Source organism: Lysobacter xanthus, assembly GCF_047159895.1.
Map to the genome: position 1 here is coordinate 33,445 of NZ_BAAGAB020000009.1, position 19,845 is coordinate 53,289.

The 19,845-nt window shown below is 72.9% G+C and carries 20 protein-coding genes; 14 read left to right on the top strand and 6 right to left on the bottom strand.

The features are described 5' to 3' along the window. Positions 1 to 77: 77 nt before the first annotated feature. The 3 genes from ACY35P_RS04635 to ACY35P_RS04645 all read left to right on the top strand — a co-directional run bounded on the left by ACY35P_RS04635 (position 78) and on the right by ACY35P_RS04645 (position 2,553). Entirely contained in the window at positions 78 to 773 is a 696-nt protein-coding gene (locus ACY35P_RS04635; RefSeq protein WP_462114665.1) for a 2OG-Fe(II) oxygenase, read from the top strand. 68 nt (positions 774 to 841) lie between these two features. Then, positions 842 to 1,741, top strand: coding sequence for a diacylglycerol/lipid kinase family protein (locus ACY35P_RS04640; RefSeq protein WP_462114666.1), 900 nt, complete (start codon positions 842 to 844; stop codon positions 1,739 to 1,741). Next, positions 1,741 to 2,553 carry a metallophosphoesterase family protein gene (locus tag ACY35P_RS04645; protein WP_462114667.1) on the top strand — a complete coding sequence of 271 codons (813 nt, stop codon included), beginning with the start codon at positions 1,741 to 1,743 and terminating at the stop codon, positions 2,551 to 2,553. The genes ACY35P_RS04640 and ACY35P_RS04645 overlap by 1 nt, the downstream gene beginning before the upstream one ends. Before the next feature lies 1 nt (position 2,554). Here ACY35P_RS04645 and ACY35P_RS04650 read toward each other — a convergent pair whose 3' ends face one another. Continuing rightward, positions 2,555 to 2,758 carry a hypothetical protein gene (locus ACY35P_RS04650; protein ID WP_462114668.1) on the bottom strand — a complete coding sequence of 68 codons (204 nt, stop codon included), beginning with the start codon at positions 2,756 to 2,758 and terminating at the stop codon, positions 2,555 to 2,557. A 98-nt stretch (positions 2,759 to 2,856) separates the two neighbouring features. After that, the gene (locus ACY35P_RS04655; RefSeq protein ID WP_462114669.1) at positions 2,857 to 4,341 is read right to left on the bottom strand and encodes an AAA family ATPase; all 1,485 of its coding nucleotides are present in this window, start codon (positions 4,339 to 4,341) and stop codon (positions 2,857 to 2,859) included. A 137-nt stretch (positions 4,342 to 4,478) separates the two neighbouring features. Between ACY35P_RS04655 and ACY35P_RS04660 the strand changes: the two genes are divergently transcribed. Genes ACY35P_RS04660 through ACY35P_RS04670 form a run of 3 tightly spaced genes read left to right on the top strand, consistent with a single transcriptional unit; the run spans position 4,479 to position 7,442 of the window. Beyond that, positions 4,479 to 4,955 (top strand): SixA phosphatase family protein, encoded by a 477-nt coding sequence (locus ACY35P_RS04660; RefSeq protein ID WP_462114670.1) that lies wholly within the window; start codon positions 4,479 to 4,481, stop codon positions 4,953 to 4,955. Further along, positions 4,952 to 5,506 carry a YceI family protein gene (locus ACY35P_RS04665; protein ID WP_462114671.1) on the top strand — a complete coding sequence of 185 codons (555 nt, stop codon included), beginning with the start codon at positions 4,952 to 4,954 and terminating at the stop codon, positions 5,504 to 5,506. Before ACY35P_RS04660 ends, ACY35P_RS04665 begins: the two co-directional genes overlap by 4 nt. Further along, positions 5,484 to 7,442 (top strand): phospholipase D family protein, encoded by a 1,959-nt coding sequence (locus ACY35P_RS04670; protein WP_462114672.1) that lies wholly within the window; start codon positions 5,484 to 5,486, stop codon positions 7,440 to 7,442. The genes ACY35P_RS04665 and ACY35P_RS04670 overlap by 23 nt, the downstream gene beginning before the upstream one ends. 9 nt (positions 7,443 to 7,451) lie before the next feature. On the opposite strand, the gene lnt is transcribed toward ACY35P_RS04670, so the two are convergent. Genes lnt through ACY35P_RS04685 form a run of 3 tightly spaced genes read right to left on the bottom strand, consistent with a single transcriptional unit; the run spans position 7,452 to position 11,636 of the window. After that, positions 7,452 to 9,833 carry an apolipoprotein N-acyltransferase gene (gene lnt / locus ACY35P_RS04675; protein WP_462114673.1) on the bottom strand — a complete coding sequence of 794 codons (2,382 nt, stop codon included), beginning with the start codon at positions 9,831 to 9,833 and terminating at the stop codon, positions 7,452 to 7,454. Between the two features lie 32 nt (positions 9,834 to 9,865). Next, positions 9,866 to 10,546 carry a hypothetical protein gene (locus ACY35P_RS04680; RefSeq protein ID WP_462114674.1) on the bottom strand — a complete coding sequence of 227 codons (681 nt, stop codon included), beginning with the start codon at positions 10,544 to 10,546 and terminating at the stop codon, positions 9,866 to 9,868. Positions 10,547 to 10,553: 7 nt separating this feature from the next. Next, complete coding sequence (locus ACY35P_RS04685; protein WP_462114675.1) at positions 10,554 to 11,636, bottom strand: hypothetical protein; 1,083 nt, start codon at positions 11,634 to 11,636, stop codon at positions 10,554 to 10,556. Between the two features lie 381 nt (positions 11,637 to 12,017). Between ACY35P_RS04685 and ACY35P_RS04690 the strand changes: the two genes are divergently transcribed. The 8 genes from ACY35P_RS04690 to ACY35P_RS04725 all read left to right on the top strand — a co-directional run bounded on the left by ACY35P_RS04690 (position 12,018) and on the right by ACY35P_RS04725 (position 18,986). Beyond that, positions 12,018 to 12,227, top strand: coding sequence for a hypothetical protein (locus ACY35P_RS04690; RefSeq protein ID WP_462114676.1), 210 nt, complete (start codon positions 12,018 to 12,020; stop codon positions 12,225 to 12,227). A gap of 61 nt (positions 12,228 to 12,288) precedes the next feature. Then, the gene (locus ACY35P_RS04695) at positions 12,289 to 12,639 is read left to right on the top strand and encodes a PDZ domain-containing protein (RefSeq protein WP_462114677.1); all 351 of its coding nucleotides are present in this window, start codon (positions 12,289 to 12,291) and stop codon (positions 12,637 to 12,639) included. Between the two features lie 32 nt (positions 12,640 to 12,671). After that, on the top strand, positions 12,672 to 13,118 hold the full coding sequence (locus ACY35P_RS04700; RefSeq protein WP_462114678.1) for a hotdog fold thioesterase: 447 nt from the start codon (positions 12,672 to 12,674) through the stop codon (positions 13,116 to 13,118). Positions 13,119 to 13,167: 49 nt separating this feature from the next. Further along, positions 13,168 to 13,968 (top strand): lysophospholipid acyltransferase family protein, encoded by an 801-nt coding sequence (locus ACY35P_RS04705; RefSeq protein WP_462114679.1) that lies wholly within the window; start codon positions 13,168 to 13,170, stop codon positions 13,966 to 13,968. 2 nt (positions 13,969 to 13,970) lie between these two features. Then, a complete protein-coding gene (locus ACY35P_RS04710; RefSeq protein WP_462114691.1) occupies positions 13,971 to 14,954 on the top strand; it encodes a YheT family hydrolase in 984 nt (327 codons plus the stop codon). Positions 14,955 to 14,999: 45 nt separating this feature from the next. Continuing rightward, positions 15,000 to 17,069, top strand: coding sequence for a tetratricopeptide repeat protein (locus ACY35P_RS04715; RefSeq protein ID WP_462114680.1), 2,070 nt, complete (start codon positions 15,000 to 15,002; stop codon positions 17,067 to 17,069). 25 nt (positions 17,070 to 17,094) lie between these two features. Then, a complete protein-coding gene (locus tag ACY35P_RS04720) occupies positions 17,095 to 17,721 on the top strand; it encodes a YbhB/YbcL family Raf kinase inhibitor-like protein (protein ID WP_462114681.1) in 627 nt (208 codons plus the stop codon). A gap of 95 nt (positions 17,722 to 17,816) precedes the next feature. Next, entirely contained in the window at positions 17,817 to 18,986 is a 1,170-nt protein-coding gene (locus ACY35P_RS04725) for a hypothetical protein (protein ID WP_462114682.1), read from the top strand. 7 nt (positions 18,987 to 18,993) lie between these two features. On the opposite strand, the gene ACY35P_RS04730 is transcribed toward ACY35P_RS04725, so the two are convergent. Beyond that, positions 18,994 to 19,824 carry an undecaprenyl-diphosphate phosphatase gene (locus ACY35P_RS04730; RefSeq protein WP_462114683.1) on the bottom strand — a complete coding sequence of 277 codons (831 nt, stop codon included), beginning with the start codon at positions 19,822 to 19,824 and terminating at the stop codon, positions 18,994 to 18,996. Positions 19,825 to 19,845: the final 21 nt, after the last annotated feature.

A 19,845-nucleotide genomic window follows, 5' to 3' on the forward strand; every position in this document is an offset into this window, starting at 1 on the left:
CACGCCGCGGCCGGCCGGGCGCTTCCGTCCCGACGCGCCCCCGTCCATGATCGGGGCGGGGATTGCGCGGGGGCGGCATGATCAACGAAGGGCTCGACGTCGCGGCCATGCGCGATGCGCTGCGGCAACGCGGGCGCGTGCAGGTCGACGACTTCCTCGACCCGGCCGTCGCACGGCGGCTGCGCGACTGCCTGGAGCACGAGGTGCCGTGGACGCTCGCCGTGCGCGACGACGCCGGCGCCCGCACGATCCGCGGCGACGAATACGCGCGGCTGCAGGCCGGCGACATGGACGGCTTCCTGCGCGGCGTGGCCGACGGCGACGGATTCCGCTTCGCCTACGAGAGTTACATGATGGTGCGCGCCTACACCGAGGGCCTCGACCCGGGCCTCGTGCTGCATCGCGTGCTGGAGAGCCTCAATTCGCCGTCGGCGATCGGGTTCTACCGGGCGGTCACCGGCGACGAGCGGATCCGTCGCGCCGGCGCTCAGGCCACGCGCTACCGCCGCGGCCACTTCCTCCGCCAGCACAACGACGAGGACGCCGCGAAGGAGCGTCGCTTCGCCTACGTCATCAACCTCACGCGCGACTGGCAGGCCGACTGGGGCGGCCTGCTCCAGTTCGTCGACCGCGACGGCCGCGTCGTCGACAGCTTCGTGCCGCGCTGGAACACGCTCTCGCTGTTCGAGGTGCCGGCCGACCACGTGGTCAGCCTCGTCGCGCCCTGGGCGCGGCAGGACCGGCTGTCCATCACCGGCTGGTGGTCGCTGTAGCCGGGGATCGACCGTCCTGACGGCCGCTGCACGGCCGCCGGCCGATGCTGGCGGCTGCAGGAGGGCCCGTGGACCGCATCGTTCCCGTCATCGTCAACGCGAGTTCGCACAGCGGCGGCAACGACGCCGACGCGCTGCGCGCGGCGCTTCGACAGGCGGGCCTCGCCGCGGAACTGCACGTGGTGCGCGACCCGGCCCGGCTCGACGAGGCGATCGACACCGCCCTCGCCGGGTCGCCGCCGTGCATCGTGGCCGCGGGCGGCGACGGCACGATCAACGCGGTCGCCGCGCGCGCGCTCGATGCCGGCATCCCGCTCGGCGTGCTGCCCGGGGGCACCCTGAACCACTTCGCGCGCGACCTCGGCCTGCCCGACGACCTCGAGGGCGCCGCGCGTGCGATCGCCGCCGGGCACGTGCGCGAGGTCGACGTCGGCGAGGTGAACGGCCGGCTGTTCCTCAACAACGCGAGCCTCGGCCTGTACGCGACGATGGTGGCGCACCGCGAGCGCGCGCAGGCGCGCCGCCACCTCGGCAAGGGCGCCGCGCTGCTGCAGGCCGCCTGGCGCGCGTTGCGACGCCCGCATGCCTTCTCGGTCGTGCTGCATGTCGACGGCCAGGACCTGCCCCGGCGCACCCCGTTCGTCTTCGTCGGCAACAACGACTACGTGGTACAGGGCCCGAACGCCGGTGCCCGTCCTACGCTGGACGACGGCGTGCTCTCCGTCTACGTCCTGCGCCGCACCGGGACGTGGTTCCTCATCGGCCTCGCGCTCCGCGCGCTGGTCGGCCGGGTGTCGGACGAGCACGACCTCGAAGGCTTCGCGGTGACCGAGCTGGTGGTCGAATCGCGGCGCACGCGGGTCCGCCTCGCGCGCGACGGCGAGGTCGGCTTCACCGAGTCGCCGGTCCGGTTCCGCGTCCGTCCGCGCGCCCTGCGCGTGCTCGCCCCCCCTCCGGAACCCGACTGATGCGCACGCTCGTCCAGATCTCCGACCTGCATTTCGGGCGCGTCGACGACGCGCTGCTCGCGCCGCTGCGTGCCGCGATCGAGTCCGTGAAGCCGGATGTCGTGGTGGTGTCCGGTGACCTGACGCAGCGGGCGCGTGGCTCGCAGTTCCGCGCCGCGCGCGACTACCTCGCCACGTTGCCGAAGCCGCAGATCGTGGTGCCGGGCAACCACGACGTGCCGCTGTACGACGTCGCGCGCCGGTTCCTGTCGCCGCTGCGCCGCTTCCAGCGCTACATCACCGACGACGAATACCCGACCTACATCGACGACGAGATCGCGGTGGTCGGCGTCAACACGGCGCGCTCGCTCACCTTCAAGGGCGGCCGCATCAACACCGCGCAGGTGCGCGAGATCGAGCGCCGCTTCCACGGCCTGCCGGAGCACGTCACGCGCGTCGTCGTCACCCATCACCCGTTCGACGTCCCGGCCGGAGGCGACGAGGACGACGTGCTGGGCCGCGCGCCGATGGCGATGGCCGAGTTCGCGAAGGCGGAGGTCGACGTCTTCCTGTCGGGGCACCTGCATCGCAGCAACATCGGCACCAGCGCGAGCCGCTACCGCATCGCGGGCTTCGCCGCGCTCATCGTGCAGGCCGGCACGGCGACGAGCACGCGCGAGCGCGAAGAAACCAATGCCTTCAACGTGCTGCGCATCGGCGCGACCGAGCTGCAGGTGCAGACCTGGCGCCGGCAGGGCGACGCCGCGCAGTTCGCGCAGGACGGCACGACGAACTTCCACTACGAGCACGGAACGGGCTGGCACCCGGCCTGAGTCAACCGAAGCGCGCGAACTCCACCCAGCCGTCGTCATTTGCGACGACGGCGCAGGCCGGTCGGCCCGAACGCTCGTGGAACTCATGCGCGACGCTCTCGGCGGCGCGCTCGGCCCAGCTGCGCGTGTCGATCCATTCGGCGCGGCCGTCGGGGCGGCGCAGCAGCCAGCCGTCTTCAAGCGGTTCGATCACGACGCGGTGCATGGCGGTGCCCGGCAGGGAGTGCAGCCATCCTGCCCATCGCGTGCGGCGGGCGCCGTCGGTGGACGCTGCCGCGTCGCATCGGATTAATCCGACGCGCTTCAGTCCGCCGGCACCGTGCGCCCCTGCGCCCAGTCGCGGAGGGCGGCCACGCGCTCGGCCATGACCACCGACAGCGGCCGCGTGTTGCGCAGTTCGGCGCGCAGGGTGAAGTCCGAGAGCGGGGCGCCGGCCGCGTGCGCGGAATACAGGGCGGAGACGATGGCCTGCTCGATCTCCGCGCCGGAGAAACCGTCGCTCGCGCCGGCGAGCGCGGCCGTGTCGAACCCGTCGGGCTCGAGCCCGCGCTTCTTCAGGTGCACGTGGAAGAGCTGCTCGCGCACCTCGGCGTTCGGCAGGTCGACGAAGAAGATCTCGTCGAAGCGACCCTTGCGCAGCAACTCCGGCGGCAGCGCGTCGATCTGGTTGGCGGTGGCCACGAGGAAGACGCGCGACCTGCGCTCGGCCATCCACGTCAGCAGGTAGCCGAGCACGCGGCGCGAGACCCCGCCGTCGCCATTGCCCTCGTCGGTCGACAGGCCCTTCTCGATCTCGTCGATCCACAGCACGCACGGCTCGAGCTGCTCGACCGACTCCAGCGCCTGCCGCAGGTTCTTCTCGGTCTCGCCGTGGAACTTGTCGTACAGCGTGCCGAAGTCGAGCCGCACCAGCGGCACGCCGAAGCCCGTGGCTACGGCCTTGGCGAGCATGGACTTGCCGCAGCCCTGCACGCCGAGCAGCAGCATGCCCTTGGGCGGATCCAGGCCGGGCGGCGGCTCGGCCGACAGGAAGACCGCCTTGCGCTGTTCCACCCAGCGCTTGAGGCGGCGCGCGCCGGCGACCTCGTCCATCTGCGCGGCATCGTAGTCGTAGTGCAGGTGGCCCGAGCGGTTGAGCAGCTCGAACTTGAGCTTGGCGAGCTCGGGCAGGTCGTCCGGGCCCAGCGCGCCGTCGCGGAAGATCAGGTGGCGCGCGATGCGACGCACGTCCACGGGGTCGAGCCCGCGCAGGTTGCGCACGATCTGCTGGACCGCCTCGGCGTCCACTTCGACGCGACGGCCGTTCTCGCGGGCGAAGGCCTCGGCCTCCTCGCGCACGATCTTCAGGCGCGCGTTCGCATCGGGCAGCTTGGGGCGGTACCGCACCGCGAGCGATTCGAGGTCGCCGGGCAGTTCGATGCTGTGGCCGACCAGCACGATGACGTGCGGCTCGCAGTCCCGGCGCTGCACCAGGTCGCGCAGCATGCGCTGGCTGCCGGCGTAGCCGAGGTAGGGATGCATGTCGAACAGCACGTAGATGCCACGCTGCTCGGCGTCGCGCATCGCCTGGAAGGTGTTCGTGGCATCCGGCGCGACGTGCGGCGGGTCCTCGCGGTCGAGATCGATCCGGCGAAGGCCCTCGGTGATCGTCCAGCGGTAGAGCTCGCGCCAGGTGTGCATCAGGGCCTGGCGGAACAGCTCCACCACCCGCGCCTCGTCGCGGGTCTCGATCACGATCAGCGGCGTGTTCGAGCGGATCAGGGCGACGAGGTCGTGCAGTTCGCTCATGCGCAGGCATCGGCTGGGCGCGTCCGGCGCCGCGGAGCGCGAATCATACGGGCCGTCCGGCGTGTAGGCTCGACAGGGCGCGTTCACCCCGCGCTGATCCCCGTATCCCAAGCTGACCTTCCCGGAGCCGACGACCGATGCGCGAACTCATCCTCCTGCGCCATGCCCATTCCGACGCGCCGCGGTCGGGCCAGTCCGATGCCGACCGCCCCCTGTCGCCGGAAGGCGTCGCCGCGGCCGAGGCCGTGGGGCACTGGCTCGTCGAGCACGACCTGGTGCCCGACTGCGTCCTCTGCTCGCCCGCGCTGCGCGCGCGGCAGACGACCGAGGGCGTGCTGCGCGTCACCGGCTTCGTCGATCCCGTCTACGAGGAAGGCATCTACGAGGCCACGCCGGGCACCCTGATCGAGATCGCCGACCGCTTCCGCGACATGCGCCGCGTGATGCTGGTGGGCCACAACCCGGGCCTCGAGCAGCTCGCCGCGCTGATGGACACCGGCCAGACCGGCGACTACCGCGGCATGCCGCCGGCGGGCGTGGCCGTGCTGCAGATGCCCGCGGATGCGGCGCTCGAGCCGGGCGTCGCCCGGCTCACCCGGTTCTGGTGGCCGTGACGGCAGGCAGCGCCACGCTTCTCGCCTCCGTCCTGCTCGCGGCCTGCGGCCCCTGTGGCGCGCAGGCGTTCGACCCCGCGCGCTCGCGCATCGAGTTCGACGTGCACACGCGCGTCGGCTCGGCGGTGAAGGGCCGCTTCCCCGTGTTCGACGGCCGCGTGGACACGCTCGCCGACGGCCGTCGGCGCGTGCGCCTGCGGATGTCGGCGCGCGACCTGGAGATCGCCGGCTCGCCGCGCTACACGCGGCTCGCGCGGGGCCCGCAGCTGTTCGATGCCGAGCGCCATCCGGTGATCGAATTCATTTCCGAGCCCTACACCCCCGAGCTCGCCATGCGCGGCGGCGCGCTCGCCGGCGAGCTGCGGCTGCACGGCACCGCGCGCCGCGAGCGCTTCGAGCTCGCGCCCGCCACCTGCGACGCGCCCGGCCGCGCCTGCCCGATCCTCGCCACCGGCCGCGTCAGCCGCGATGATTACGGCCTCGATGGCTGGCGCTGGGCGCTTGCCGACCGCGTCCGGTTCCGACTCGATGTCCGCTTCGCTCCCGACTGACCGCCTGCGCCGCGCCGGCCGCCTCGCCGCGGCGGCGTTCGCCTGCCTGCTCGCCGGTTGCGCGGGACTGAACCCGCGGCAGACCGCGGCGGTCGATGCCGTGGTCGAGGCCGCGCGCCCCGCCGTGGTCGAATGCGCGCGCCCCGACGCCTGCGCACGGCCGTCCGCGCTGCATGCGCTCGCCGGGCAGGCCTTCGCCGAGTCCGCGCCCGACGCCCCGCGCCATTACACGCTGCTGCTCGACCGCGGCAGCGACGCGCTGCTCGCGCGCATCGACCTGATCCGCAGCGCGACCACGTCGATCGACCTGCAGACCTACATCTTCGACGAGGACGACGCCGGGCGTTTCGTGCTCGACGAGCTGATCGCGGCCGCCCGCCGCGGCGTGCGCGTGCGCGTGCTGATGGACCAGCTCTCGGCCCTGAAGCGCGTCGACTCGCTCGCCGCGCTCGCCGGCGTGCATGCGAACTTCCAGGCGCGCGTCTACAACCCGGTGCTCGGGAAGGCGCGTCTCACGTATCCCGATTACGTGCTGGCCAGCGCCTGCTGCTGGCGACGCCTCAACAAGCGCATGCACACCAAGCTGCTGCTGGTCGACGGCGCGCTCGGCATCACTGGCGGCCGCAACTACCAGGACGACTATTACGACTGGGACGCCGAGTACAACTTCCGCGACCGCGACCTGCTCGTCGCGGGCCCGGCCGCGCGCGAAATGCGCGACAGCTTCGACCGCTACTGGGGCGATCGCCGCAGCGTGCCGGTCGAGCACCTCAGCGACGTCGCGAAGCTGCTGCTGCGCAAGGGCGTCCCGGCGATGCGGCAGGACGCCTATGCAGAGCCCGCCAGGCTCGCCGCGGCGAAGGCCGAGGTCGACGAGCCCGGCTTCGTGCAGGACCGCCTGCTCGGCAACGTGCTTCCGGTCGGCGCGGTGGACTACGTCGCCGATCCGCCCGGCAAGGGCGCGACCGATCGCGTGCTCTCGCCCGCGAGCCGTACGCTGCGCGACCTGATCCTCGGCGCGCACGACCGGGTAATGCTGCAGACGCCGTATCTCGTGCTGTCCAAGCCCGCGCGCGCGGTGTTCCGCGAACTGCACCGCCGCGCCGACCCGCCGCGCGTCATCGTCTCGACCAACAGCCTCGCAGCGACCGATGCGTTCATCGCCTACGCGCTCTCGTACAAGTACAAGCGCCGCTACCTGCGCGAGTACGGCTTCGAGATCTACGAGATGAAGCCGTTCCCGCAGGACGCGCCGATCGACGTCGCGACCACCGGCGCGCTCGAACCGGCCGCGGTCGCCACGCGGCCGGCCGTCGCGCCCTGCGATCGCAGCAGCGTGCTCGACTGTCGCCTCGCACGCGAGCGGGCGCGTCGCGTGGTGCGCCGTCCACTGGAGCGCGAATTCACCGCGCTCGCCTACGGCAGCCGCCGCAGCAATTCGCCGGTGCCGCTCAAGCGCGCGGGCGTGCGCATGGGCCTGCATGCGAAGTCTCTCGTCATCGACGAGGCCGTCGGCGTGGTCGGCAGTCACAACTTCGATCCGCGCGGGGACCGCTACAACACCGAATCGATGGTGGTGATCCGCAACCCCGCTTTCGCCCGCCAGCTCGCCGCGAGCATCGAGCGCGACATCGCGCCGGCCAATTCGTGGGTGATCGCCCCGCGCGAGAAGCCGCCGGTGCTGTCCGGCATCGATTACTCGCTCGGCAAGGCGTCCGAACAGCTGCCGATCTTCGACCTCTGGCCGCGGCGGTATGCGACGAGCTACGAATTCCGTCCCTCGCCCGAATGCCCGCTGCCCCTGCCGCCGACGGACCCGCGCTTCCGCGACTGCTACGAGGCGGTCGGCGACTTCCCCGAAGTCGCGCTCGGCTTCAAGAGCGTGATCACGCGGATCTTTACCGCCTTCGGTGCCGGGCTCGCGCCGATCCTCTGACCTGCGGGCTCAACCGCCTAGCAGGCGCAGGCCGAGCCAGGCCGGCACGCCGATGAAATAGGCGAGGCGGGCGAGGGCGAGCAGCTGCCGTCGCACGGGGCGCGTGCGGTGCGGCCGCAGGGCGAGGGCCGTCGCGCTGCCGAGCTCGGCCACGAGGCGCAGCCCGGCGGCGATGAGCACGAGCGCGACCGCCCAGGAGCCCCACCAGAGCGCCAACGCCCGGAGGTAGGCGGTGGCGCCGAATGTGTAGTACTCGCCGAACGCGCTGCCATACGCGATGACCTGGTGCAGGCGGAATGCGGGCAGCGCCGGCAGCAGCGGAAACAGGCCGAACTTGAGCAGCGCATGGTCGAGGCGCGCGCGCGGCAGGTCGAGCGCGTCGAGGGCCGCCTGCCGCCGCGTTCCGTCGAAGCTGCGGTCGGCGAGCGCGAGCACGCCGGCACCGGCGAGGCCGTGCGACCAGCGACGGCCGTCGCGAAACGCGATGTCGACACCGGGCGCCGGCCACGGCAGGCGCCACGGTCGCATCCCGACGATCTGCGCGCGCTCGATCTCGATGCGACGCGACCGCGAATCCAGCACCAGCCGATCGGCGTCGACACGAAGCGTCGCCCTGCACCCCACCGCCAACAGCGCTGCGAGGACTTCCGGCGCGAGGACGACGATCGCGAACACGCGCAGCTGCGCGAGCATGCCCGGCGATTCCGCGGCGAACAGGGCCTGCGCGGCCAGCGCAAGCACGGCGATCCGCGCGAGGGCGCGCAAGGCACCGATCGCATGGCGTCGCCAGGGTCGCAGCAGCAGGATCGTTCGATCGCGTGCTTCGTCGATCGCACTGGATTCGGCGTCCGCCGCGGCGCCGGGTCGTGCTCGTCGCCGCACGGATGCGAACGCACCGCCCAGCGCGACGAGCAATGCTCCGGGCCCGATCCAGTCGCCGGTCCGCACGAACAGCGTCGGCGGCATCTCGACCAGGGAGACGGTCGCGAGCAGCACCGTGCGCTCGCCCATGCGGGTGCGCGCGACGACGTCGCCGCTCGCGTCGACGACGGCGCTGAGCCCGTTGGTGGTCGCGCGCACCTGCGGCAGGCGCGTCTCGACGCTGCGCAATGCGGCGGACTGCAGGTGCAGGCGTGCGCCCTGCGGATCGCGGGTGAACCAGGCGTCGTTCGATAGGCCCACGAGCAATCGCGCGCCGAGCCGTGCGCCGTCGCGGGTGAGCATCGGGTCGAGGTCGTCGCGGCAGATCAATGGCGCCACCGGCACCTCGCGACCGCCCGCGGTGAACAGCGGGAACACGCGCGCGCCATCCCCGGGCCGCCACGTGCCGGCCCACGGCAGGGCACCGCGCAACATCGCGCCGTCGAGCATCGGTGGCACGTATTCGGTAAGCGGGAACAACCGCGTCTTGCGATACGCGCCGAGCGGGCCGCGCGCGGGGTCGACGAACGCGGCGGCGTTGTATTCGCCCGCGTCGTCGCGATCGTAGGTGCCGAAGACGAGGGGGACGCCGCTGCGGGCGACGAAGCCGGTGAGTTCGCGATCGAGCTCGGCGCCCGCCTCGCTGCGCGGCTGGCCGAACGTGGTCGGATACACGGTCTCCGGCCAGACCAGCGCGTCGACGCCCTGCGCGCGCAATTCCTCCGACAGCCCGTAATGCGCATCGAGCACGCGCCGCACCACCGCGTAGGCGCCGATCCGTGCGCGCAGGCGCTCGTAGTCGACGATCGCGGCCTGCACGAGGCCGATGCGTAGCGGCGTGCCGGCGGGCAGGCGTTCGATCTGCGCGAGGCGCATCGCGCCGTAACCGGCGAGCGCGATCGGCACGAGCAGCGCGACGCCGATCGCGCGTAGCAATGCGTCGCGCAGTCCCTTGCGGCGCTCGATCGCGCGCGAGACGGCTTCGTTGACCACCAGCGCGAGCAGCGTGAGCCCGGACGTCCCGGCAAGGTCGGCGCCCTGCCGCAGCAGGCGCGAGGGCTGCAGGCCCTGGCCGAGCGTGTCGTCGAAGACGCGGGGCACGAGCCATTCGGTCGCGAGCCAGGCGGCGATCGCGAGCACGGCGGTGACCGCCGCACCGTGCCGACGCGCCGCGCGCGCGCGCACCAGTGCGAACGCGACGAGTTGCGGCTGTAGCAGCGGTGCGGCGACGAGCAGCAGGGCGAACGCGACGGCGGGGGCAAGCCCGGTGTAGTCGGACACCGCGGGCGCGAACCAGCCGAAGCCCGCCGCGACGAAGGCGACCGCCATGGCGACGCCGGCCCACAGCGTGTCGCGCAGGCCGTGGACGCGCGCGAGCGCCAGTCGCCACGGCACCAGCACGACGAAGGCCAGCGGCCAGGCGCCGCGCGCATACAGCGCGACGAGAACGCCCGAGAGCGCGGCGCCCACCAGGACGCCGCGAGGACCCGCGAACCCCCGGCTCAGGGGGAGGGGCCCTCGGTGCGCGGCGGCGGGAGGGTCACCCACTTCAGCGGCATGCCGGGCGGCGCGAGGTCGGGCGGCACGATGCGATCCGGCGGGATCGCCACGCGCCGCCCGCGCACGGTGATCGAATCGATGTCGGGGGAGAACATGAGGATCGGCGAGATGGACTGGCCGTCGTCGGTCGCCTGGTGATGGCGCACGTAGCCGTCCGGCAGCGGAAAGCCGTCGGGCACTTCGAGACCGCGACGCGGTGGCCGCGTGCCCGGCGGCGGGAACGCGCCGAGCCCGGTGCGGATGCCCCGCGCATGCAGGGCGTCGATGACCTCGCGCATCGTCGGCGCTTCGCCGGGCAGCACGTAGTCGGAGAGATCCGGCGTCGGATCCTCGCCGTCGCGCGTCGCCGCCGCGGTGCCGGCGCCGATTCCGCGGGATGCGGCGCGGGTCGGCGTCGGGGCCGCGTCGTCGATGGGCGACGGCCCGGCGTCACGTCGGGTGACCTGCGCCGTTCGGATGGCCGCGGTGGACGACGACGCGCGACGCGCCATCGTCCACCAGCCGAGGCCGGCGACGATCGCGACCAGCGCGAGCATCGCCAGCACCTGCACCGCGCCGCGCGCGCGACGCGGATGCGCGGTGACGCGCACCCCGTCGAACCGGTCGCGGTCGCGGCGGCCCATGCGCCCGTCAGGCCGGCGTCAGCAGCGACAGCAGCCAGCCCATCCGCTCGTGGCCGAACTGGTTCCAGATCGAGTTCTTGCCGCCGGTGAACGTCGTGTAGCGCGGTGCGCCGGTGCCGGTGGTGCCGCCGAACAGGCCGGCGGTGACGGTGCCGCCCGTGTACGTCGGATGCGTGTCGTCCGACTGGATGTAGTCGTAGCTGCTCGACGAGGACACGAAGTGCGTGTTCGCGTCGCGCAGGGTCGAGCGCAGCGTGGAGGTAATGCGAGTCACATAGCTGGACTCGCTCTCGCCGGGCACGTAGCGCAACGCGTCGGTGTCGACCTGGCCATCGCCGTTGCTGTCGTAGTCGGCCGCCATGTACTGCGCGAAGTTGTCGGCGCAGACAAAGCCCTTCTGCCGCGCGTACTCGCACATCCAGTAGTTCATGCGCGCGAGCGAGGGCAGGAACGTGTCGCGCATGTTGACGCGCGCGCCGGTCGTCGCGTCCGTGCACGAGCTGGACACGTTGTCGGCGTTGTAGCCCGGGTAGTAGAGGTTGCCGACGATCTTGACCCGCGTGCCGGCGTAGGCGTTCGCGTTGATGAAGTCCATCGAGCGCGCGACGTACGTCTTGCAGTTGTTCTCCGCGGTGGTCAGCACCCCGTAGTTGCAGGTGCCGCTCTGGCCCTTGAAGCTCGAGCGCGCCTGCAGGCCGTCGTTGCCGCACATCTCGAACGTCACCACGCGCGTCGCGGCCGACTGCATGTACGACCTCTCGGCGACGATCTTGTTGTTGTAGACGTCCGACGCCACGGCCCCGCTCTTCGTGCGGCGAACGCTCTCCACGTCGGTGTTCCAGACGGAAGCGAGGTATTCGGCCTGCACGGTCGGCGCGGCGTACTTCGCCGCACTGACGGTCGAGCCGTTGTAGCCGGCGTAGATCGAATCGCCATAGGCCACCACGCGCACCTTCGCGGTGGTGTTGGCGCGGTCGATCGTCCACGAGACGTTCTGGTTGAGCGTATTGGCCGAGGCCTGCGTGCCGAGCGCGAGCAGGGCGAGCGCGGGGAGCAGCGTGCGGGCGGTCCGACGGGAGTTCCGGGTCATGAGCCTGTCCTTTTGCGACGGGGGATTGCGCGGACGGGGACGCCGCGCCGGGTCGGGTGGAACGGAACGGCATCCGTGGGACGAGTCGGCCATACGGTGCCGTTCCGTACGCTAGCGTCTTGTCCAGCGTCGGTCACACCGCACTGCAGCGAAGCGCAAGCGGTTGATTCCGCGGAACTTTTTATCGAGGCCCCGTGTTGCGGCACAGCATCGGCGCTGGCGCCGCGGCCGCTTCGGGCCGTTGGCGAACCCCGTCGGGAGACGCGGTATCGGCCGGTGCAGGGGTGGGCCATCGGTGGGGTGACTTCCGGCCCATGCGGGAGGTCCTAGGTGTTGTACTCTACCAACACACCGATTCACTAACTCACCGAGGACACCGCCATGACCACCAACGACCGCACCGTGATCCCGACCCCGACCCCGACCCCGGCCCCGACCCCGACCGCCCGCGTCGTCCCGTTCGCCGTCTCCGCCAACCGCCTGGCCCCGCGCGAGCGCGACTTCGGCATCGGCTACGGCAAGAGCAGCGGCTATGCCACCGCCCGCCGCTACACCAGCGAATGGGCCGGCCCGCGCTTCCGCGTCGCCTGATCCGCCGCTGCCTCCCGCTCCCACCGAACCGCTCCACCCCTCCAGCTCCCGAGACCCCGCCGTGAACCAGAACCTGCGCTCCTTCGTGCTCGTCGCCCTCCTCGTCGCGACCCCCGCCGTCTTTGCCGCGCAGGCACCTGCGGGGCTCTCGGTCGAGCTTCACTCTTCGGGCGTGCCGAGCGCCGTCGTCCGTGCCGCCACCGTGGCGCGCGTCCAGCCGGACTCCGCCGCCGCCCGCGCCGGGCTGCGCGCCGGTGACCGCATCGTCGAGATCGACGGACGCCCGCTGCGCACCGCCGGGGCGCGTCCGATCGCGACGGCCCTGCGGAGCACGGCGGAAGGTCGCCACGTGACGCTCGGCATCGAGCGCGACGACGGCCGTATCGACGTCGCGCTGCTCGCCGCGCGCTGATTCCTCCGGGCGCCGGGCGGTATCGTGGGCGGATGACCTCCCCGCGCCCCCCGTCGCCCTTCCGCGGCACCGTTTCCCTCGCCGACCTCAACGCCCTCTCCCGCGGTACCGCCATCGAGCGGCTGGGCATCGAATTCACCGAACTGGGCCCCGACGTGCTGCGCGCGACCATGCCGGTCGACGAACGCAGCCGCCAGCCGTACGGCCTGCTGCATGGCGGCGCCTCGGTGCTGCTCGCCGAGACGCTCGGTTCGACCGCCGGCAACCTCTGCGTCCCGGACGACCGCATCTGCGTCGGCATCGAGATCAATGCGAACCACGTCCGCGGCGTGCGCGACGGTCTCGTGACCGGCAGCGCACGCGCGCTGCACGTCGGCGCCAGCACGCACGTCTGGGAGATCCGCATCGAAGATGCGCGCGGCCGGCTCGCCTGCATCTCGCGGTTGACGCTCGCCGTCGTCGCGCGCGATCCGCGTTGATCCGCGCTGCCGCTCCCGGCGCCGACGGGCCTCCGGTACCCTTTCACCGATGACCGCGCCGACTTCCCCCGCAGGCGCCACGCCGGGCGCTGCCGTCCTGCGCGTGTCGCGCTACCTGGTCCGCGTGCCCATGCTGCTCTGGCATGCGCTCGTGCACCTGCCGCTGCTCCTGGTGGTGCTGACCCCGTTGGCGCGCGGCTGGCGCTGGCGCGACGAGCCGTTCCAGCACCGGATGATCCGCGCCTGGCAGGCCGGGCTGATGCGCGTCTTCGGATTCCGCCTGCGACGCGCCGGCACGCCGCTTCCGGGCGCGACGATGTTCGTCGCCAACCACGTCGGCTGGGTCGACATCTCGATGCTGCACAGCCAGCGGATGATGGGCTTCGTGGCGAAGGACGAGATCGCCGGCTGGCCGCTGGTCGGCTGGCTCGCCGCGCGCGGGCAGACGATCTTCCATCGCCGGGGCAGCACCGAATCGCTCGGCGGCGTGCTCGGCGAGATGGTGCGCCGCCTGCGCCGCGGGCAGTCGGTCGGCGTCTTCCCCGAGGGCGGCACGCGCGGCGGCACCGAGATCGGCCCGTTCCACGCACGCATCTTCACCGCGGCGGTGGAGGCCGGCGTGCCGGTGCAGCCGGTGGCCCTCGTGTACGGCCACCACGGTGCCGCGCAGACGACGGTCGCCTTCGGCCGTCGCGAGAGCTTCGCCGCCAACTTCGTGCGCCTGCTCGGCGAGCCGGCGCGCACCGCCACCGTGCATTTCCTCGAGCCGATCCCGCCGGGCGGCGACGAGGGCCGCCGGCGCATCGCCGAGCTCGCGCGCTCGCGCATCGTCGACGCGATGGGCGGTTGAGCGTGCGCGACGCCGGCTTCGCGCCGCCGCGCGGGCTGCGCAATGCGCACCTGCAGACGATCCTCGGCACGAGCATGTTGCGCGCCCGCATCGGGCGGAAACGACTCGCCGCCGCCTCGGCCTGCACGACGCCGCACATCGTCGATGCCGGCGAGGGCATCCGCCTGTCGGGCCTGCACGACGTCCCGCGCACCGCGCCGAAAGGCCTCGCGCTGCTGCTGCACGGCTGGGAAGGCAGCGTCGACTCGAGCTACATGCGGCTCACCGCGGCCGCGTTGCTCGCCCGCGGCTGGTCGACGTTCCGCCTGAACTTCCGCGACCACGGCAACAGCCACCACCTCAACGAGGCGATCTTCCATTCCGGGCGCATCGACGAGGTCGTGCGCGCGGCGGTCGACGTGACCGCGCGCTTCCCCGCCGCGCGCACCGTCGCCGCCGGCTATTCGCTCGGCGGCAACTTCGCCTTGCGCCTCGCGCTGCGCGCACCCGCGGCGGGGCTGCGGCTCGAACGCGTCGCCGCCGTCTGCCCGGTGCTCGACCCGGCGCGCACGATGGACGCGATGGATCGCGGCGTCGGCCTCTACCGTCGCTATTTCGAGCGCAAGTGGCGGCGTTCCCTGCAGCGCAAGCGCGAACTGTTTCCGCACCTGCCGCATCTCGACGACGCCACCCTCGGCCGCCGCCTGCGCGAACTCACGCGCGCGCTGGTGGAGGGCCATACCGACTACGGCTCGCTCGACGGCTACTTCGACCGCTACACGATCGCCGGCGACCGCCTCGCCGGGCTCGACGTGCCGGCCGAGATCCTCACCGCCGCGGACGATCCGGTGATCCCGGTGGCGGACTTCGAGCGCCTGCGCCTCGCGCCGTCCACCCGGCTCACGGTCACCGCGCACGGTGGCCACTGCGGCTTCCTCCGCGACGCCCGGCTCGACGGCTATGCCGAGCACTGGGTGGCGGACGTGCTGGACGTTCCGCCCCCGTAGCCCCCGCTACAATCGCCGACCGCTTCGGCCTCCATCGGGATTTCCATGTACGACACCGTCCTCGACGCGCTCCGCCGCGGCGCCGCCGACGAGGCGCGCGCCTCCGCGCAGGCCCTCGTCGAGAGCCAGCCGGACGACCTCCGCGCGCTGCGCCTGCTCGCCGCCGCGCAACGCCTGTCCGGCGATGCCGACGCCGCGCTCGCCACGCTGGACCGCGCGCTCGAGCGCGCACCCGAAGACGCCGACCTGCACCTCGAACGCGCCGGCCTGCTGCTGCAGGCGCGCGACCTCGACCGCGCACAGGCCGCGCTCGCGCGTTCCGTCGGCCTCGATCCGAACCAGTTCCCCGCCTACATCGTGCAGGCGCAGCTCGCGCTCGGCCGCGGCGAGCTCGACGAGGCCGAGCGCCTCGTCCGCACCGCCGCGCGCATCGCGCCGGAGCACCCGCAGGTGAGCGCGGTCGAAGGCATGCTCGCGCTGCGTCGCGGCCGCCCGGACCACGCGCTCGAGCTGCTGTCGCAGGCGTCGAACCTCGCGCCCGACGAGCCGATGCTGCGGCACTCGCTCGGCTTCGCCTACCTCGCCAAGGGCCACCTCGCCTTCGCCGAACAGGCCTTCCGCGGCGTGCTGCAGACCGCGCCCGGCCACCTGCCGATGCGCGCGCTGGTCGCCGACATCGTGCGCCGCCAGGGTCGCCCGGCCGAGGCCGCCGACGAACTCGCCCCGCTGCTCGACGGCCCCGACGCGAGCCCCGCGCTGCATCGCCTGGTCGGCGAGCTCGAGCTGGAGGCCGGCCGCGCCGAGGCCGCGATGCCGCGCCTGAAGCATGCGCTCGCGTGGCTGCCGGGCGACCGCCGTACGCTGTCGGCGCTGATGCTCGCCTGGCAGGAGCGCGACGACCGCGACGACGCGCGCAGCACGCTCGACGCCGCGCTCGCGACCCATCCGCAGGCCGTGGACCTCTGGCTCGCGCGACTCGGAATCGAGCCGTTCGCCGGCCCCGAGGCGCTCGCGGTGATCGACCGCTGGCTGGTCGCCATGCCCGACCACGTGCCCGCGCTCGTCGCGCGCATGACGGCCCTCGACGCGAGCGGCGATGCCGACGGCGCCGAGCGCATGGCCGAACGCGTGGTCGCCCTCGATCCGGGCAACACGCAGGCGGAGATGCGCCTGATCGACGGGCTGATGAAGCGCGAGCCGGAAACGGCGGTCGAGCGCGTGCGGACGCTGGCGTCGAGCGCCGAGGACCCGCAGGTCGCGCGGAGCCTGCGCCACCTGCTGGGCTTCGCGCTCGATCGTGCCGATCGCCCGGCCGAGGCCGTCGAGGCCTGGCTCGCGCTGCATCGCGAGACCCAGGCCGAGCGCCTCGCGCCGCCGCCCGCGAGCGGCTTCGCCGGCCCGTGGCCCGAGGCCGCGGCGCTGCCGGAGAACGCCGGCGGCGTGCTGCTGATGTGGGGCGCCCCGGGTGCGATGGTCGAGCGCCTGGTGCGCACCTTCGAGCTCGGCGGCGCGCCGATGCTGCTCGACCGCTTCGGCCCGGAGCCGCCGAACGATCCGCTGCAGCGTTTCGAGACGCCGCAGGCGCTCGTCGCCGGCGGCCTCGACCCGGCCTATCTCGTGGCCCAGTGGCGCGCCGCGCTGCCCGGCCGCGGCAGCGACGGCCGCAATGCCTTCGACTGGCTGCCGCACTGGGACAACGCGCTGCTGCTCGCGGTGCGCCCGCACATGCCCGATGCGGTGGTGATGATCGCCCTGCGCGATCCGCGCGACATGTTGCTCGACTGGCTCGCCTTCGGCGGCCCGGTGCCGCTGCGCTTCGACTCGCCGGTGGCCGCGGCCACGTGGCTGGCCGCCTCGCTCGAGCAGGTCGCGGACCTCGAGGCACAGGACCTCGCGCCGCACCGGATCGTGCGCCTGGACGGCATCCAGGACGATCCGGCCGGCGTCGCGCAGGCGCTCGCCGATGCCCTCGGCGTCGACGTGCCGGTGCCACCGATGGCCTCCTTCGGCCCCGGCCGCCTCGCCAGCGGCCACTGGCAGCGCTTCGCCGGCCCGCTGGACGAGGCCTTCGCGCTGCTCGGCCCGGTGGCCGCGCGCCTGGGCTATACCGCCTGATCCGTCCGCCCTCGGAGACACCGCGATGCGCCTGACCAGCGACAGCTTCCAGCACCGCCAGCGCCTGCCGGCCGAGTTCGCCGCCGGCCTGCGCAGCGGCGACGACGTCGGCTTCGGCCCGAACCGCAATCCGCAGCTCGCATGGGACGAGGCGCCGGCCAACACCCGGTCGTTCGCGCTGCTGGTCATCGACCCGGACGTGCCGACGGTGCCGGAGATGGTCGGCAAGCCGGGCGTCGAGATCCCGGTCGAGCAGCCGCGCGGCGACTTCATCCACTGGGTGATGGTCGACATCCCGGCCGAAGTGCGCGAGATCGCCGCCGGTGCCTGCAGCGACGGCGTGGTGCCGCACGGCAAGCGCGAGCCCGCGGGCCCGGCCGGCAGCCGCCAGGGCCTGAACGACTACACCGGCTGGTTCGCGGGCGACGAGGGCCTGCGCGGCGACTGGCGCGGCTACGACGGCCCGTTCCCGCCGCCCAACGACCTGCGGCTGCATCGCTACTTCTTCCGCCTGTTCGCGCTCGACGTCGCGCGGCTGGACGTGCCGGAGCGCTTCACCGGCGCCGACGCGCTGCGCGCGATGCACGGCCACGTGCTCGGCGAGGCACTTCTGCAGGCGACGTATTCGCTGCATCCGCTCGTCAAGGACTGAACGTATCCGCCGTTAGACTCGACATGGCGGCCCAGCCCCGGTTCATCGGAACGGCCGCAGGATGCGGTGACGGCGTGGCGGCAGGAGAAACGGCAGTGCAGCGGTCGGGACGTTGGATCGGACAGGGCCTCGCGGCGACGCTCGCGACGCTGCTGGTCGCGTGCAGCCCGGCCCCACCTGCGGCGCAGGCGCCGGTCACGCTCGGCGACACCTCGGTCGCGCGACTGCCCTCCACCGAAGCGCCCCAACCGCAGCCCGGCGACGACCTGCAGGGCACGCAGTGGCCGCCGGCGCGCGTCGACGGCGGCCTGGCCCAGGTCAGCTGCGAGCGCGACGACGCCGACGATCCGCCTCGCGTGCTCGACAGCGTGGGCTTCTACGCCCTCTACGACGCGATGGCGAACTGCGAGTCGACCGGCCTCGTGCGCCTGCAGTACCGCGGCCGCATCGACGGCGATTTCTACGGGCTGATGCGCCGCGTCTCGGCGATGGCCGACCGCATGGACCTCCCCGAGCGGCTGCTCGACATCGATTCGGCCGGCGGCCACGTCGAACAGGCGATCCGCGCGGGCGATGCGATGGCCGATGCGCGCTGGACCGTGCGCGTCGGCGAGGGCGCGAACTGCCTCAGCGCCTGCGTGCTGGTGCTGGCCGCGGCGGACGACCGCGTCGTGCGCGGCAACGTCGGCGTGCACCGTCTGATGCGCGACCAGTCGAACGCGACCTCGCGCGCCGAACTCAACGACGAGCTGCGCAACGTCAACTCGATGGTGCGCGACTACTTCGAGCGCCACGGCGTCGCGCTCGCGGTCGCCGACCTGATGATGACGGTGCCGAACCGGCGCCTGCGCCTGCTCACCACGGACGAACTCGACGAGTACGGCCTGGTCGGGCGCAATGCCGCGCAGGACGACCTCGAGCGCATCGTGATCCGCCGCAAGTGCGGCGAGGACTTCATGCGTCGCCGCGACGCCTTCCAGCGCCAGTTCGAGAGCCGCTGCGGCGTCGACGATCGCCCGTGGGACGAGTCGACGCGGTGCGGGCTCGAACTCCGCGATGCCTACGGTTTCCCCGATGCGCGCTGCCCGGACGAGACGCCGCTGGCGGATGCCGAGCGCCGCCTGCAGCTGGAGACGGCCCGCCAGGCGCGCCGCGAGGCGGAGCGGGCCGCGACTGAAACGGGTGTCGCGACCGCCGCGGAAGACGGCAGCACGACAGTCGCCGCGGTGGCGACGCCGTCCGCGCCGGGCCGCGCGACGCGCTGAGGCGTGCTCAGCCGCCCGACGGCAGCAGCGCGAGCAGGGCGATGCCCAGCACCAGCCGGTAGACCGCGAACGCGGTGAAGCGGTGGGTCTGGATGTAGCGCAGCAGCCAGGTCACCGCGGCGAACGCGGTGAGCGTCGAGGCGACGAAGGCGATGCCGAGCGCCGACCAGTCCTCGCCGGCGGCACCACCGTCGCGCAGCACGTGCAGCAGCTCGTAGCCGGTCGCGGCGAACATCGTCGGGATGCCGACGAGGAAGGCGAACTCGGTGGCCGCCGCGCGCGACGTCGTACCCGCCAGCAGGGCGACGAAGATGGTCGCCGCCGAGCGCGAGGTGCCCGGGAACACGCCGGCCAGCATCTGGGCGAGGCCGACCAGCACCGCGACCGTCCAGGTGATGTCCGCGCGCTCGCCGATCGCGGCCGCGCGCCGCGCCGCCAGCACTTCGGCCAGCACCATCCACACCGCGCCGGCGATCAGCGCCCAGGCGATCGGCGCGACCTCGTCGGGCAGTTCGAAGCCGAGCTTCTTGACCACCAGCCCGAGCACCGCGGTGACGCCGAACGCCGTGCCGAGCTTCAGCGCGTAGTCGCGCGCGGGCTGCCCGTGCACGTCGGGCGTGCCGCGCCCGAGCATGCCGAGCGCCAGCTGCAGCAGCCGCTGCCGGTAGATCACCACCACCGCGAGGATCGCGCCGGCCTGGATCGCGATGTTGAAGAGGTCGGAGCGGTGCCCGAGCCAGCGCTCGGCGATCAGCAGGTGGCCCGTGCTGGAGATCGGCAGGAATTCGGTGATGCCCTCGATGACGCCGAGCAGGAGGGCCTGGAGGAAGTCGGGCATGTCGTGCGCATCGCGAATGGA

Excerpts from the sequence above, each read along its gene's own strand:
- ACY35P_RS04635 (WP_462114665.1), top strand. The coding sequence starts at position 78 with ATGATCAACGAAGGGCTCGACGTCGCGGCCATGCGCGATGCGCTGCGG.
- ACY35P_RS04645 (WP_462114667.1), top strand. The coding sequence starts at position 1,741 with ATGCGCACGCTCGTCCAGATCTCCGACCTGCATTTCGGGCGCGTCGAC.
- ACY35P_RS04650 (WP_462114668.1), bottom strand. The coding sequence starts at position 2,758 with ATGCACCGCGTCGTGATCGAACCGCTTGAAGACGGCTGGCTGCTGCGC.
- ACY35P_RS04655 (WP_462114669.1), bottom strand. The coding sequence starts at position 4,341 with ATGAGCGAACTGCACGACCTCGTCGCCCTGATCCGCTCGAACACGCCG.
- ACY35P_RS04660 (WP_462114670.1), top strand. The coding sequence starts at position 4,479 with ATGCGCGAACTCATCCTCCTGCGCCATGCCCATTCCGACGCGCCGCGG.
- ACY35P_RS04670 (WP_462114672.1), top strand. The coding sequence starts at position 5,484 with ATGTCCGCTTCGCTCCCGACTGACCGCCTGCGCCGCGCCGGCCGCCTC.
- ACY35P_RS04680 (WP_462114674.1), bottom strand. The coding sequence starts at position 10,546 with ATGGGCCGCCGCGACCGCGACCGGTTCGACGGGGTGCGCGTCACCGCG.
- ACY35P_RS04685 (WP_462114675.1), bottom strand. The coding sequence starts at position 11,636 with ATGACCCGGAACTCCCGTCGGACCGCCCGCACGCTGCTCCCCGCGCTC.
- ACY35P_RS04690 (WP_462114676.1), top strand. The coding sequence starts at position 12,018 with ATGACCACCAACGACCGCACCGTGATCCCGACCCCGACCCCGACCCCG.
- ACY35P_RS04700 (WP_462114678.1), top strand. The coding sequence starts at position 12,672 with ATGACCTCCCCGCGCCCCCCGTCGCCCTTCCGCGGCACCGTTTCCCTC.
- ACY35P_RS04705 (WP_462114679.1), top strand. The coding sequence starts at position 13,168 with ATGACCGCGCCGACTTCCCCCGCAGGCGCCACGCCGGGCGCTGCCGTC.
- ACY35P_RS04715 (WP_462114680.1), top strand. The coding sequence starts at position 15,000 with ATGTACGACACCGTCCTCGACGCGCTCCGCCGCGGCGCCGCCGACGAG.
- ACY35P_RS04720 (WP_462114681.1), top strand. The coding sequence starts at position 17,095 with ATGCGCCTGACCAGCGACAGCTTCCAGCACCGCCAGCGCCTGCCGGCC.
- ACY35P_RS04730 (WP_462114683.1), bottom strand. The coding sequence starts at position 19,824 with ATGCCCGACTTCCTCCAGGCCCTCCTGCTCGGCGTCATCGAGGGCATC.